Annotated in this window: 12 protein-coding genes; 5 read left to right on the top strand and 7 right to left on the bottom strand. The window is 70.2% G+C overall.

What is annotated here, in order from left to right; genetic code table 11:
- Positions 1 to 153: 153 nt before the first annotated feature.
- Positions 154 to 3,858: a methionine synthase gene (gene metH, locus ACW14X_RS02110; protein WP_457164534.1), complete on the top strand. Its 3,705-nt coding sequence runs from the start codon at positions 154 to 156 to the stop codon at positions 3,856 to 3,858.
- Here metH and ACW14X_RS02105 read toward each other — a convergent pair.
- Positions 3,840 to 4,571: a hypothetical protein gene (locus ACW14X_RS02105; protein WP_457164533.1), complete on the bottom strand. Its 732-nt coding sequence runs from the start codon at positions 4,569 to 4,571 to the stop codon at positions 3,840 to 3,842. The two genes, metH and ACW14X_RS02105, sit on opposite strands and share 19 nt — an antisense overlap.
- A 79-nt stretch (positions 4,572 to 4,650) precedes the next feature.
- On the opposite strand from ACW14X_RS02105, the gene ACW14X_RS02100 reads away from it, so the two are divergent.
- Positions 4,651 to 5,052 (top strand): TIGR03668 family PPOX class F420-dependent oxidoreductase, encoded by a 402-nt coding sequence (locus tag ACW14X_RS02100; RefSeq protein WP_457164532.1) that lies wholly within the window; start codon positions 4,651 to 4,653, stop codon positions 5,050 to 5,052.
- A 10-nt stretch (positions 5,053 to 5,062) separates the two neighbouring features.
- On the opposite strand, the gene ACW14X_RS02095 is transcribed toward ACW14X_RS02100, so the two are convergent.
- The gene (locus ACW14X_RS02095) at positions 5,063 to 5,980 is read right to left on the bottom strand and encodes a hypothetical protein (RefSeq protein WP_457164531.1); all 918 of its coding nucleotides are present in this window, start codon (positions 5,978 to 5,980) and stop codon (positions 5,063 to 5,065) included.
- Positions 5,981 to 6,071: 91 nt separating this feature from the next.
- The gene (locus tag ACW14X_RS02090; protein WP_457164530.1) at positions 6,072 to 6,722 is read right to left on the bottom strand and encodes a DUF1345 domain-containing protein; all 651 of its coding nucleotides are present in this window, start codon (positions 6,720 to 6,722) and stop codon (positions 6,072 to 6,074) included.
- 99 nt (positions 6,723 to 6,821) lie between these two features.
- On the opposite strand from ACW14X_RS02090, the gene ACW14X_RS02085 reads away from it, so the two are divergent.
- Positions 6,822 to 7,337 (top strand): hypothetical protein, encoded by a 516-nt coding sequence (locus tag ACW14X_RS02085; protein WP_457164529.1) that lies wholly within the window; start codon positions 6,822 to 6,824, stop codon positions 7,335 to 7,337.
- Positions 7,325 to 8,161 (top strand): formate dehydrogenase accessory sulfurtransferase FdhD, encoded by an 837-nt coding sequence (gene fdhD, locus ACW14X_RS02080; RefSeq protein ID WP_457164528.1) that lies wholly within the window; start codon positions 7,325 to 7,327, stop codon positions 8,159 to 8,161. The genes ACW14X_RS02085 and fdhD overlap by 13 nt, the downstream gene beginning before the upstream one ends.
- A gap of 29 nt (positions 8,162 to 8,190) precedes the next feature.
- On the opposite strand, the gene ACW14X_RS02075 is transcribed toward fdhD, so the two are convergent.
- From ACW14X_RS02075 to ACW14X_RS02060, 4 genes are read right to left on the bottom strand one after another with little or no spacing between them, the layout of a single operon-like run.
- Complete coding sequence (locus tag ACW14X_RS02075; RefSeq protein WP_160023880.1) at positions 8,191 to 8,676, bottom strand: (2Fe-2S)-binding protein; 486 nt, start codon at positions 8,674 to 8,676, stop codon at positions 8,191 to 8,193.
- A gap of 28 nt (positions 8,677 to 8,704) precedes the next feature.
- Complete coding sequence (locus ACW14X_RS02070) at positions 8,705 to 10,984, bottom strand: molybdopterin cofactor-binding domain-containing protein (protein WP_457164527.1); 2,280 nt, start codon at positions 10,982 to 10,984, stop codon at positions 8,705 to 8,707.
- 1 nt (position 10,985) lies between these two features.
- A complete protein-coding gene (locus ACW14X_RS02065; RefSeq protein ID WP_457164526.1) occupies positions 10,986 to 12,221 on the bottom strand; it encodes an oxygenase MpaB family protein in 1,236 nt (411 codons plus the stop codon).
- A gap of 27 nt (positions 12,222 to 12,248) precedes the next feature.
- Positions 12,249 to 13,457 carry an oxygenase MpaB family protein gene (locus ACW14X_RS02060; RefSeq protein ID WP_160023877.1) on the bottom strand — a complete coding sequence of 403 codons (1,209 nt, stop codon included), beginning with the start codon at positions 13,455 to 13,457 and terminating at the stop codon, positions 12,249 to 12,251.
- Between the two features lie 160 nt (positions 13,458 to 13,617).
- Here ACW14X_RS02060 and ACW14X_RS02055 point away from each other — a divergent pair, with 160 nt between their 5' ends.
- Positions 13,618 to 14,250 carry a TetR/AcrR family transcriptional regulator gene (locus tag ACW14X_RS02055; protein ID WP_457164525.1) on the top strand — a complete coding sequence of 211 codons (633 nt, stop codon included), beginning with the start codon at positions 13,618 to 13,620 and terminating at the stop codon, positions 14,248 to 14,250.
- Positions 14,251 to 14,315: the final 65 nt, after the last annotated feature.

Below are 14,315 nucleotides of genomic sequence, written 5' to 3'. Positions count from 1 at the left end.
TCGTTCACCCTGCGTACACCTTCACAATTCCCACCTGGTGGACTCCCGGTGTCAGGATTCGGAATGAAATGGCATAGCCCGGGCACCTACGCCGTAGCGTGTTTCAGGCAAAGCCGTGCACACCACCGTGCCCGCCCGGGAGAGGAAACAAGAGTGAGTCTGCGCCCTGATGTCACCGAGACCCTGACCGCCACCCTGAAGGAGCGGATCATGGTGCTCGACGGTGCGATGGGCACTGCGATCCAACGTGACCGTCCCGACGAGGCCGGCTATCGCGGCGAGCGGTTCAAGGACTGGCCCACCGACCTCATCGGCAACAACGACCTGCTCAACCTGACCCAGCCGCAGATCATCGAGGGCATCCACCGCGAATACCTCGAGGCCGGCGCCGACATCATCGAGACCAACACGTTCAACGCCAACGCGGTCTCGCTGAGCGACTACGACCTGGCCGATCTCGCCTACGAGATCAACTTCGAGGCGGCGCGCCTGGCTCGTGCGGCCGCGGACATCTACTCGACCCCCGAGAAGCCGCGCTACGTCGCCGGCGCGCTCGGCCCGACGACGCGTACGGCCTCGATCAGCCCGGACGTGAACGACCCCGGCGCCCGCAACGTCACCTACGAGCAGCTCCGCGACGCCTACGCCGACGCGACCCGCGCGCTCCTCGAGGGCGGCTCGGACCTGATCTTCATCGAGACCATCTTCGACACCCTCAACGCCAAGGCGGCGATCTTCGCCGTTCAGCAGGTCTTCGAGGAGTACGGCCGCCGCTGGCCGGTCGTGATCTCCGGGACGATCACCGACGCCAGCGGCCGCACCCTGTCGGGGCAGGTCACCGAGGCGTTCTGGGATTCCGTACGCCACGCCGACCCGCTCCTGGTCGGCCTCAACTGTGCGCTCGGCGCCCAGGAGATGCGCCCCTACATCGCCGAGCTCGCCCGCGTGGCGGACGCCTTCGTCTCCTGCTACCCCAACGCGGGACTCCCGAACGCCTTCGGCGAGTACGACGAGGGCCCCACGGACACCGCCGGCCACGTCCACGAGTTCGCCACCGCCGGGTTCGTGAACCTGGTCGGCGGCTGCTGCGGCACCACGCCCGCCCACATCGCCGAGATCGCCAAGCAGGTCGAGGGGGTCGCGCCCCGCGACGTCCCCGAGGTCGAGCCCGCGCTGCGGCTCTCCGGCCTGGAGCCGTTCACCGTGACCGAGGAGAGCCTCTTCGTCAACGTGGGGGAGCGGACCAACATCACCGGGTCGGCGAAGTTCCGCAACCTGATCAAGGCCGGCGACTTCGACACCGCGCTCTCCGTGGCCGCGCAGCAGGTCGAGAACGGCGCCCAGGTCATCGACGTCAACATGGACGAGGGCATGATCGACGGGGTCGCGGCGATGACCCGGTTCCTGACCCTGGTCGCCTCCGAGCCCGACATCTCCCGGGTCCCGATCATGATCGACTCCTCCAAGTGGGAGGTCATCGAGGCCGGCCTCAAGCTCGTCCAGGGCAAGCCGATCGTCAACTCGATCTCGCTCAAGGAGGGCGTGGAGTCCTTCGTCGAGCACGCCGAGCTGTGCAAGCGCTACGGCGCCGCCGCCGTCGTGATGGCCTTCGACGAGGACGGCCAGGCCGACTCCTACGAGCGCCGGATCGCGGTGTGCGAGCGGGCCTACCGGATCCTCGTCGACGAGGTCGGCTTCGACCCCGACGACATCATCTTCGACCCGAACGTGTTCGCGGTCGCGACCGGGATCGAGGAGCACGCGACGTACGGCGTGGACTTCATCGAGGCGGTTCGCTGGATCAAGCAGAACCTCCCCGGGGCGAAGGTCTCCGGCGGCATCTCCAACGTGAGCTTCTCCTTCCGCGGCAACAACCCCGTGCGCGAGGCGATCCACGCGGTCTTCCTCTACCACGCGATCGAGGCGGGCCTCGACATGGGCATCGTCAACGCCGGCGCGCTGGTGCCCTACTCCGAGGTCGACCCCGAGCTGCGGGACCGGATCGAGGACGTCGTGCTCAACCGGCGCGCCGACGCCGCCGAGCGGCTGCTCGAGATCGCCTCGAAGTACAACAAGGACTCACCCGAGGCGGAGGCCAAGGCCGAGGCCTGGCGCGAGCTGCCGGTCGGCGAGCGGATCACCCACGCGCTGGTCAAGGGCCTGGATGCGTACGTCGAGGCTGACACCGAGGAGCTCCGCGCCGAGATCTCGGCTCGTGGTGGCCGTCCGATCGAGGTCATCGAGGGACCGCTGATGGACGGCATGAACGTCGTCGGCGACCTGTTCGGTGCCGGCAAGATGTTCCTGCCGCAGGTGGTCAAGAGCGCCCGGGTGATGAAGAAGGCGGTCGCCTACCTGATCCCGTTCATCGAGGCCGAGAAGCAGCCTGGTGACGCCGAGACCAAGAACGGCACGATCGTGATGGCCACGGTCAAGGGCGACGTCCACGACATCGGCAAGAACATCGTCGGCGTGGTGCTGCAGTGCAACAACTACGAGGTGATCGACCTCGGCGTGATGGTGCCTGCGCAGAAGATCCTGGACGCCGCCAAGGAGCACGACGCCGACATCATCGGCCTCTCCGGCCTGATCACGCCGTCGCTGGACGAGATGGTCGGTTTCGCGACCGAGATGCAGCGGGTCGGGCTCGACCTGCCGCTGCTGATCGGCGGTGCCACCACCTCGCGTGCCCACACCGCGGTCAAGATCGACAAGGCCTACGACGGCCCCGTCGTCTGGGTCAAGGACGCCTCCCGCTCGGTGCCGACCGCGGCTGCTCTCCTCGACGCCGGCCGGCGCGAGAAGCTGATGGCCGAGGTCAAGGTCGACTACGACTCGCTGCGCGCGCGGCACGCCGAGCGGCGCGAGCGGGTGTCCCTGACGTACGTCCAGGCGAAGGCCAACAAGCCCGAGATCGACTACTCGCTGCTGCCGGCGAAGCCGGCGCAGACCGGCGTGCACACGTTGCTGGAGTACCCGATCGCGGAGCTGCGGGACTACATCGACTGGCAGCCGTTCTTCAACGCCTGGGAGATGAAGGGACGCTTCCCCGACATCCTCAACAACCCGGCGACCGGTGAGGCCGCGCGCAAGCTCTACGACGACGCGCAGGAGATGCTCGACAAGATCATCGAGGAGAAGTGGCTCGAGGCGCGCGGCGTCTACGGCCTCTTCCCGGCCAACTCGACCGGTGAGGACGTGGTCGTCTACGCCGACGACTCGCGCACCGAGGAGCGCGCCACGCTGTTCCAGCTGCGTCAGCAGGGCCAGCACCGCGACGGCATCTCCAACAAGTCGATGGCCGACTTCGTCGCGCCGGTCGGCCAGGGGGCCGACCACGTCGGTGCCTTCGCGGTGACCGCCGGGATCGGCCTGCCCGAGCGGGTCAAGGCGTTCAAGGACGCCATCGACGACTACTCCGCGATCCTGTTGGAGGCTCTCGCCGACCGCCTCGCCGAGGCGTTCGCGGAGCGGCTCCACGAGCGCGTACGCACCGAGTTCTGGGGCTACGCCGCCGACGAGGGCAAGCTCGCGAACGAGGACCTGATCGCCGAGAAGTACTCCGGCATCCGCCCCGCTCCGGGCTACCCGGCCTGCCCCGACCACACCGAGAAGCAGACCATCTGGTCTCTCCTCGACGTCGAGAAGAACACCGGCATCGAGCTCACCGAGTCGATGGCGATGTGGCCGGGCGCCTCGGTCTCGGGCCTCTACTACGGCCACCCCGACTCGCAGTACTTCGTCGTCGGCCGTATCGGTCAGGACCAGGTCGCCGACTACGCCCGGCGCAAGGGCTGGACGATGACCGAGGCCGAGCGCTGGCTGTCGCCGAACCTGGGCTACGACCCGGAGGACTGATCCTCGGGGTTGTCCAGCCACGCCGGCGGGACCTGACCGACACTGACCACGTTCCAGAACGCCGTACGCCGTGTCAGGATCGTGACGAGGTGGTAGCCGTCCGGGTGGCGGGTGAGCACACCCGCCACCGGGTCGCGCTCCCGGTCGAGCCTCAGCGGGATGACGTGGGCCCAGGTCTCGGTGGCCGGGTACCAGTACGCGCCGACCGTCGAGGCGTCCCAGGTGCCGAGGGTGGCATTGGCCTCCGCGACCGCGGGCCGGAGCCGGGCCAGGAGCTCCTCGGGCTCCATGCCGGCGCGGTCGGCGTGGTCGTAGGCGATGTGCAGACCGCCTACGGACGTGATCCGTGAACCGTTGTCGAAGGCAGGCGGCGCCCAGCTCTCCAACGCCGTCCGGCAGCGCTGGCAGTCGTCGTCGCGGCTCCAGTCGGCGAACTCGACGTCGTCGACGGCCAGATCCTCGCCGCGGCTGGTGACCAGCACCAGCCGCAGCCCGTCCTGGTCGCGCAGCGGCAGCGGGTTGTGCTCGAGCCCGTCGCGGAAGTGCAGCAGCGCGGAGGCCTCGTTGACCCCGATCCGGTGGACGACCGCGCTGCGCAGGCCCTGCAGCCGCGCCTTCGGCGACTCCTGCCGCAGCAGCGCCGGATCGACCAGGTCGGCGAGCCACTCGACCAGATCGACGGTGAGCAGCCGCTCGGCCTCAGCAGGCAGCACGAGACGGGAGATCGGGAGCCATGCGGGACACGGTATCCGGCTCCCGGCCGCACTCGGCGACCGCGGATAGGCTCGGACGGTGCGACACGAGCAGCAGTGGGCCAGGGAGCGGTTCGCCGCCGCCCAGGTGGCACGGCTGGCGACGGTCTCGGCCGACGCCGTGCCCCGGATCGTGCCGATCGTGTTCGCTCTGGCGGGCGACGTGATCCTCACCGCCGTCGACCACAAGCCCAAGTCGACCACCCGGCTGCGGCGGCTCGAGGACATCGCGGCGAACCCGGCGGTCTCGCTCCTGGTCGACGCCTACGACGACGACTGGTCGCAGCTGTGGTGGGCACGTGCCGACGGCGTCGCGCGGGTGCACGCGTCCTACGACCTCGCCCCGCTGGTCGCGAAATACGCCGACTACCGCGCCCAGCCCCCGACCGGGCCGGTGATCGTCATCGAGGTCACCCGCTGGTCCGGCTGGTCGGCGACCTGAGGCCTCGGGATCAGCGCGAGCGTCGGAAGGGGCGCAGGATCTCCCCGCTGGGAGACGCACCGCGCGACCGCATCGCCGGCGGCGCCGGCGGGGCCGCCGTGCCGGCCCAGGGGCTGCGTACGTCCAGGACGGTGGCCCACTGCGACGCGGTCGGGCGCAGCCCGGGAGGACCTGCGGCCTGGTCCATCAGCCGGGTCAGCGGACCGACCAGGATGCCGGCCTCGCCGGCGAAGGTCAGGTCGGGCCGGAGCGCGGGGGCGGCGTTGCGGTCGCCGGTGAGCACGCGGGCGATCGTGAGGGCCAGCTTGAAGCGGTCGCTGTCGGCGGTCGGCGGCATGCCGAGGTTGGTGGGGTCCTCCCAGCCGCGGGTGTCGGCGGGCGGCAGCACGCCATCCTCACCGGCTGGCCGGATCCCGTCGCAGTCGAGCAGCATCACCCGGGGGATCGGCGCCACCGACCAGGCGATGTTGCGCGGCGAGAGGTCGCCGAGGACGAGCCCCTGCCGGTGCAGCGCGTCCATCACGGCGGCCAGCGCCCGCATGAGCAGCACCCGCTCGTGGATCCCGGGGCTGCGTACGTCACCCGTGTCCACGAGCAGGCCCAGCTCAGCGAGCGCAGTGGCGGGACCGAACCCGGCCAGGAACGGCTCGTGGATCCGCTGCATCAGGAAGCCGGCGGTGCGCAGCCCGTCGAGCACGACCGTGTGCGGCCAGGCGGCGAAGTGGTCCACCTGCAGACCCTCACTCTCGACGAGCCCGCGGATCCGCACCAGCTCCGCCAGGGCACGGCCGTCCACGAGGCCGAGCTCTCGCGTGCGGTACAGCTTCGCGACCGTCCCGGGGTGGTCGGCCAGCTCGATGATGCGGCCCTGAGAGCCCTGGGCGATATGGCGTCCAAGACTCAGGTCGCTGAGCTGGATCTCGTTCACGGAACCTCCGGCACCCGTCGTAGGTAGGCAGATCGTACGTGGCTGGGCGATGCCGTGCCGAGTCGACGGCTCATCTGGTGGCACCCGGGCGTCAGCCCGCTGCGATCCCGGCCACCAGGTTGATCGTGCTCGCCAGCACCACCGCACCGAAGACGTACGACAGCAACGTGTGCCTCAGCACGACGGCGCGGATCCGGGAGCTGGTCACCGACGTGTCGGAGACCTGGTAGGTCATCCCGAGGTTGTAGCTGAAGTAGAAGAAGTCGCGGTAGGCGGGCTTGTCGTCGGAGTTGAAGTCGATCCCGCCGGCGTCGCCGTCGTAGTAGAGGTGTGCGTAGCGCGCGGCGTACATCAGGTGCAGGCTCGCCCAGGCCAGGAAGACGCCGACGAGCGCGACCGCCGCGGCGAGGCGGCCCTGGGCGGAGTGGCCGACGACCAGGAGCATCACGATCCCGAGCAGCCCGCACAGCGAGATGGCGACCACGACGAGCTCCTCGGCCGCGGGGCGAAAGTCCTCGCGGCGGGTGTTGGCGCGGGTCGTGTCGGCGTCGAGCGGCCACAGCGCGATCCAGCCGGAGGCGACGAACGTGGCATGGACGACCGCCACCGCGAGAAGGGTGCCGATCTGCGCGTCGACGAGGAGTACGCCGGCCGCGGCCGTCACCGCTCCAGCCACCAGCGAGCCGGCCAGCCGGACCCCGGCAGCCGAGGGGAGAGGCGTCTGCGAACTCGTCCGACTCACGCCTGCAGGCTACCCGTCGTCTCGCCCGGCGGACGGCTGCGACGGGCGCGGCGTACCGTGGTGTCATCAGGACCGGCAGCACGAACGAGAAGAGGACAGGTGCCCCTCAGCAGGATCGAGGAGTCGACCACCCGCAAGCAGGGTGGGGTCGAGTTCGGCGGCGGCCGGGTGGCGTACGCGTCCGGCGAGGCGACCGTGGCCGATGCCATGGTCCGCCGGCCGAAGCTGCTCCCGGCCACGGCGACCGGTCGCGACGTACGCGATCTCTTCGGCGACGACCATGTGCACGCGGTGCTCGTCGTCAACGGTGATCGGCTGCTCACGGTCATCGAACCGCACGAGGTCGGCGCGAGCGGGGACGGACCGGCGAGGGCGATGGGCACGCTGCGGGGCCGCACGGTCGCCCCCGGCGCCGACCTCTGGGAGACCTGGGTGTGGATGATCGGCAACCGGTGCCGCAGGCTGGCCGTGGTCGAGGACGGCCGCTGTGTCGGGCTTCTCTGCCTCAAGCGCACCAGCCGGGGCTTCTGCTGCGACGCCGGCGTCCACGCGAGGGCTCGCCAGACCATGACCTCTCAGGAACCCACACGACAGGAGCTGACATGGGACGAGTGACGGTTGGGCGGCCTGTGCTGCGGGTACGCGACGGCGTGATCTCGCGACGGCCGGACAAGCTGGCCGCGGAGGAGCCGATGGAGATCAGGGTCAACGGCCGGCCGCTGACCGTCACGATGCGCACCCCCGGCGGCGACTTCGACCTGGCCGTCGGGTTCCTGGTCAGCGAGGGCGTCGTGCACTCCGCCGACGACGTCGCGAGCGTGCGCTACTGCGCCGGTGCCACCGCCGACGGCGGCAACACCTACAACGTGGTCGACGTCGGCCTGGCCGCCCACGTCCCGCCGCCCGACGCCTCCCTGGAGCGCAGCTTCTACACGACCTCCTCGTGCGGACTGTGCGGGAAGGCGTCCCTCGAGGCGGTGCGTACGTCCTCGGCCTGGTCGGTCGCGGAGGACACCCTGCGAGTCACGCCCGAGCTCCTGAGCATCCTCCCGGAGCGGCTGCGGGAGGCGCAGCGCGTCTTCGACAGCACCGGCGGCCTGCACGCGGCCGGGCTCTTCGACGCGGAGGGCAACCTGCTCTGCGTACGCGAGGACGTCGGCCGGCACAACGCCGTCGACAAGGTGATCGGGCACGCGCTCCGCGAGGGCATGGTGCCGCTGCGCAACAGCATGCTGATGGTGAGCGGGCGCGCCTCGTTCGAGCTCGTCCAGAAGGCCGTGATGGCTGGCATCCCGCTGCTTGCGGCCGTCTCGGCCCCCTCCTCGCTCGCCGTCGACCTGGCCGACGACAACGGCCTCACCCTGGTCGGCTTCCTGCGCGGCTCCTCGATGAACATCTACGCGGGCACCGACCGCATCGCGGCCGTACCCGTCGGCTGACCGCCGCTGGACGAGCGTGTCGAGACACGTCACATCCGCGCGGCGCCGTCGGTGATCGCCCGGCGGATCCGCGGATAGGTGCCGCAGCGGCAGATGTTGCGGATCGTGTCCAGATCGGCCTCGGTGACGGTGCGCCCCTCCGCCGAGACTCGCCGCACCAGGTCGACCGCGGCCATGATCTGGCCCGGCTGGCAGTAGCCGCACTGGGCCACGTCGTGGTCGATCCAGGCCTGCTGCATCGGGTGCAGACCGTCGTCACTCTCGCCGACGGTCGCGGGAAGCCCTTCGATCGTGGTGACCTCGTCGTCGGGACGGAGGTCGGCCACCGGGACGGCACAGGGGTTGAAGGCGCGGCCGTTGAGGTGCGAGGTGCAGGCCTTGCAGACGTTGATCCCGCAGCCGTACTTCGGGCCGGTGACGCCGAGCAGGTCACGCAGCACCCAGAGCAGACGTACGTCGTCCTCGGCCTCGACGCTGATCTGCTCGCCGTTGACCCGGAAGGTGTGGGTGGGCATGTGGGCGGTCCTTTCCGGCTCGGGCCCTTCAGCGAACGTGGGAGAGACCGTCGGTCGGCGAGGCGGGCACCGGCGGGACGGTCGGCTTGGGCTCGAAGGTGAGCGTGCCGTGGTTGATCGGGAAGTCGGTCGGCATCGTTCCGGTGGCGCGGCCATAGGCGCAGGCGACCGCGGCCATCGACGCGGCCACCCCGAGCTCCCCGGCGCCACCGGGCTCGCCGGAGCCGGGGACGACGATGACGCGTACGTCCGGCGGGGTGTTCCACTGCCGGGTGTAGAAGTAGTTGTCCCAGCTCGCCTCCAGGAAGTGCCCCTCGCGTAGGTGCAGGCTGGAGGTGAGCGTCTGTGCGATGCCGTCCATCAGGCAGCCCATCATCTGGGCCTCGAGACCTCGCGGGTTGACCACGGTGCCGACGTCGACGGCCAGGACCGCCTTGGTCACCCGCGGTCCGGCGACGGCGTCGCGGATCCGGCGGCCCACGGTCTCCGGGCGGGTATCGATCTCGACGAGGACGGCGCTGGTGGAGTGGTACTCGCCGTGGAAGGCGATGCCCTGGGCGACCCCGGCCGGGAGCGTACGTCCCCAGTCGCCGGCCTCGGCGACCCGGTCCAGGACCGCGCGGTCGCGTGCGTTGCGCAGGTGGTCGCGCCGGAAGCGGTAGGGATCCTTGCCCGTCTTCGCGGCCAGCCGGTCCACGATCAGCTCGCGGGCGCAGGTCACGTCGGGGGAGTAGACGTTGCGCATCGAGCCGGTGTTGAACCCGGTGTCGGTCTCGTTGAGCACCCGGGTCGCCGGGCCGAAGTTGTAGGGCATCGCCTGCGAGAGCTGGAAGAAGACCTGGGAGAAGGCCCGGTCGCCCACCGGCAGCTGGGCGGCCAGCGCGGTGATGATCTCGCCGAGCCCGTGGCCGAGGTCGGTCGAGATGCTGGTGTGCGACTGCTGGTAGCCGATCACCGTGCCGCCGAGGTACGCCGCTCGCACCCGTGATCTCGCCATCGGGTGGGTCCGGCCCTGGCGGGAGTCGTCGGCCCGGTGCCACATCAGCTTCACCGGCTTGCCGATCTTCTGGGAGACCTCGGCCGCCTCCAGGGCGGCGTCGAAGAAGAGCCGGCGGCCGAACGAGCCGCCACCTTGGGTGACATGCACCGTGACGGCCGGGATCGGCAGGCCGAGCCGGGCCGCGATGGTCTCCTGCGCGACGATCGGTGACTTCAGCGACGACCAGATCTCGGCCCGGCCGCGGCGTACGTCCGCGATGGCGCAGTTGGTGTCCAGGGCGCTGTTGCTGCGGAACCGGAACGTGAACGTCGCCTCCACCGTCGGGGCCAGGGGCGGCAGGCCCAGCGGCGCCTCGGCGCGGCGCAGCTCCTCGAGTACGTCCTCGTCGTCCTTCCCCTCGGCGGTGCCGGGCCCCCAGGTGACCTCCAGCGCTCGCACCGCGTCGATGCACTGGCCGAAGGTGCGCGCCCGCACGGCCACCCCGGTCGAGATCGTGACCACGTCGGTGACGCCCGGCATGGCGCGAACGTCCTCGGCGTTGGCCACCGAGCGGACCGTGCCGTTGACCGTCGGCGGCCGGCAGACCATGGTCGGCAGCGCGTCGGGCACCTGGAGGTCCATCGTGAACTGCTTGCGCCCCGTGACCGCGGCGCGGGCATCGACCCGGTTGCGCGGCGTACCGATCACGGTGAAGTCCGTGTCCGGCTTCAGGGTCACGCTCACCTGCTCGGTGCGTACGCTCGCGGCCCGGGCCGCCAGGTCGCCGATCGGGATGCTTCGCCTCCCGCCCACGACCAGGCCGTCGCGAATGGTCAGCGCCTCGACCCGGGTGCCGAGCTCGGCCGCGGCGGCCGCCAGCAGCCGGGCACGCGCGATCCCGGCGGCGACCCGGATCGGCGTGTAGGTGGCGATGGTGGTGTTCGAGGCGCCGGTGAGCTGGTTGAAGAGCAGCTCGGGACGGGCATCGGCCAGGCTGATGTGGACGCGATCGAGCGGCACCCCGAGCTCCTCCGCGATCAGCATCGCCGAGGAGGTCGTGATCCCCTGACCCACCTCGGCACGGGGGAGCTCGAAGCGGACCTCGCCATCGGCGCCGACCTCGACGGTGATCAGGCTCGCCGTCGGGATGGCGGCCACCGTCATCATGTCGTTGAGGTCGAGGATCTCGGTCGGCTCGGGCCACGGGATGCCGTCGGCCGCCGAACGGGTCGCCGTGGCCGGCTCGGCCCGGGCGAGCTCGGCGGCAGCGACCAGGGTCGGGCCGGCCAGCACGTAGCCGAGGAACGTACGTCTGCGCAGCGGTTCCACGTCAGAAGGTGCGGTTGCCGTCGGGGATGGTGATCGCGGTGCCCTGTCCCTTGGTCAGGTAGAACATCAGGTACTGCCGGGCGGCCTCGTCGATCGTCCAGGCCAGTGCCGGCGCCAGCGGCAGGCTCACCGCGCCCTGGCGGATCTTGATGAACCACGGCCACGCCGCGCGGATCGCTGACTCCCAGAACGGGCGCGGCGTGATGCCGTCCCAGTCGGCCACCTGGTCGCCGACCAGGTACCTGGCCAGCGCATCGACCGCGGGTCGCGAGAACGAGCCCGGGCTGGTCTGCTCGGCGAGCTGGCCGAGCAGGATGTCGGTCAGGACCACGCCCTCCGGCGTCGGACCGAGGATCGGTTCGAGGAGCTGGTCGGACTGCTGGTACGCGGCCGACCAGGTGGCCGGGATGTACTCGGCGGGCACGCCGAGCATGTAGGCGTTGACCTGCCAGTTGTGCAGGTAGCCCTCCTTCTCGGCGGCGGTCATGTCCAGGTCCCACTCGACGAGCTTGCGCATCGTCCAGGTGGCCAGGCTGTGCCAGGTGATCAGGATGTCGCCGATGGCGATCGGGATCTGCTGGCCGCCGCTGGTCTCGACCCAGTGCGGCGACTCGGGCAGCAGGTTGCGGACGGCGGCGTGCACCATCCGCGTCTTGACCGCCTGTGCCTGGGCCTTGCCGTCGGGTTCGTACGCATGGGGGTCGCCGACCGCGAAGCCGAGCATGCTGGTCTTGGCGACGCGGTCCTCCATGTCCGCGCCGCCCTTGGAGTAGTAGACGGCCCTGGCCTCGCGGGGGATCGCCGTCGAGAGCATCCCGCCGCCGGGCCCGTTGCAGAGGTTGAGGAGCAGCCCGTTCTTGGTGTTGAACGCCGCCGCGGCCCGCAGCTTGGTCATGTCCGCCCACTCGGGCAACCGCAGCGCGCGCGCCATCCAGTCGCGTACGTCACCGGGCAGCCCGTCGGGGAGCGGCTGGTCGTTGTGGTTCCAGTCGAGGATGGCGGCGTTGATCGCGGGCACGTCGCCGCGGCGGATGACGTCGCCCATGAGGTAGTCGATCTCGTCGTCCCACAGCCATTGCGGGTCGATCCCGGTGCCGCTCCCGGCCACGGACAGGGCCGGGTCCCACGTCCACGGGACCGCGGCCCGCGCCGCGGCCATCGGGCCGCCCAGGGAGGCGACCGCGCCGGCGGCGATGCTGGAGGCGATCAGGAACTTACGTCGGCTGAGCTCGTGCATGATGCTCCTCTGGCTGAGGTGGGTCGGTCAGCTGGGGTAGTTGGGGTTGTTGCCGGTGGGGATCTCGATGCTGATCTGCTCCCCGCGGGCGAGAAAGAGCAGCACGGCTTTGCGGATGAACTCGTCGAACATCCAGTAGGTCGGTGGCGCGAGCGAGAGCGGCTGGCCGGACTCGCGGAAGGCGACGAAAACGGGCCAGCCGACCTTGATCGTCGTGTCGAGGGCTGGGTGGCGAGGGAGCTCGAGCCACTCGGCGACCTGGTCGCCGAGCATGAACCGGCTCATCGACTCCAGGGCGGGGCGGGTGAAGAGGGTGCCGTCGATCTCGGCTCCGAAGTCGAGCAGGATGTCGGCGAGCGCGACGCCCTCGTCGGTGTGGGCGAGTAGCGGCACGAGCACCTGCTCGCGCTGGCTGAGCGCGTCGGCCCAGGTCGCGGGGATGTACTCGTCGCGGACGCCGAGCATGTGGGCGGTCACCTGCCACACGTGCAGGTAGCCCTCGCTCAGGTCGGCCGGCCGCTCGACCTTCCACTCGTCGAGCTTCTGCCACACCGAGGAGGCCAGGCTGTGCCAGGTCACCATGATGTCGCGCTGGCTGATCGGGATCTCCTCGTCGGCGGCCGCCACCCAGTGCGGGGACTGGGGGAGGAGGTGGCGTACGGCGGCATGGATCAGGCGCGTCTTCACGCAGGTCACGATCATCTCGCCCGAGGGGCTGAAGGCGCCGTCGACGCCGATGTCGTAGCCGAGCTTGGCGGTCTTCTTGATCCGGTCGCGCATGTCGCTGCCGCCGTAGGAGTAGTAGACCGCCCGGGCCTCGCGGGGGATCGCGGTCGACATCATGCCGCTGTTCATCCCGTAGAGGACGCCGAGGTACAGGCCCCAGCGCTGGGTGAACTCGAAGGCGTCGGCGAGCTTGGCCTCGTTCGCCCAGGACGGGAGCTGTCGGGCCTTCTCGATGAACGCGTACAGGTCGCCCGGTAGCGAGGTCGGGGTGGGCTGGTCGTTGCGCGTCCAGCCGCGCAGGGCGTCGTTGACGGCGTCCACGTCGCCGTGCTGGATCAGGTCGGCGACGACGTGGTCGGCCTCCGGGTCCCACACCGTCGACGGGTCTGCGCCTGCGCCTGCCCGGGCGATCGACGCCGATGCCGGCCAGGTCCACAGCGGGGTCGTCAGTGCCGCGGCGCCCACCGCTCCGCCCGTGATCAAAAGCTTTCGTCTGCTGAGGTCTGCCACTGCCACCACTCCTCATCTCCGAGTCATCGAAGTGATCCACGTCACTTCGGCCCTGATAGCGTAGAGCCACTATCGGCAATCTGCCAGTAGCAATCGGCAGATTGCCGATATAGTCTGTCAACGGCCTGCATGAGCCGGTCAGGTGAGAAAGGATGGGGACATGGCAAGTCCGCGAGTACGCATGCAGGCCGATCGCCGACGGGACCTGATCGTCGCGGCGGCGGCTCGGGTCTTCGCCGAGCGGCGCTACGACGACGTCTCGACCACGGAGCTCGCGCGGGCCTGCGGAGTCAGTCGCGGTCTGCTGAGCCACTACTTCCCGACCAAGCGCGACCTCTATCTCGCCGTCATCGGACGGCTGGTCGATGTCCCGCGACTCCCCATGCCTGCCTACGTCGAGGGGGCGACGGTCGAGGACCGCATCGGCCGCAGTGTGGCCGAGTGGGTCGACATGGTCGTGGCCCGCAAGGACGCCTGGCTGGCGGTCTCCGGCTTCCTCGGCGAGTCACGCGACGAGGAGATCTCGGCGATCCTGGAGGACTACATCGAGCGCATGGTCGACCAGATCTGCGAGCTCGCCGGGCTGCATGCGGTCCGCGAGCACCCGGCCGTACGGACCGCCCTGCACGGCTATTCCGCCTTCGCGACCACGGTCACCCGCCGCTGGCTGCTCGGCGCGCCCGCACCCCGTGAGCACCTGGAGCGGCTGCTCGGCGACACGCTGCTCAGCCTCGTCCGCGTCACCGTCCCGGCGCTGACGGAGGAGTCGGCCTCCGGTCCGGCGATCGTCTGATCCGTCTCTGCCTCGCTCCGGGATGACCGTTGCGCTCGACTACTGAAATTGCTGTGACGGAAACC

The sequence above is a fragment of the Nocardioides sp. YJ-D4 genome (assembly GCF_054031495.1).
Note: the sequence above shows the minus strand (reverse complement) of the source record. Positions and strands in the feature narration are given on the sequence as shown.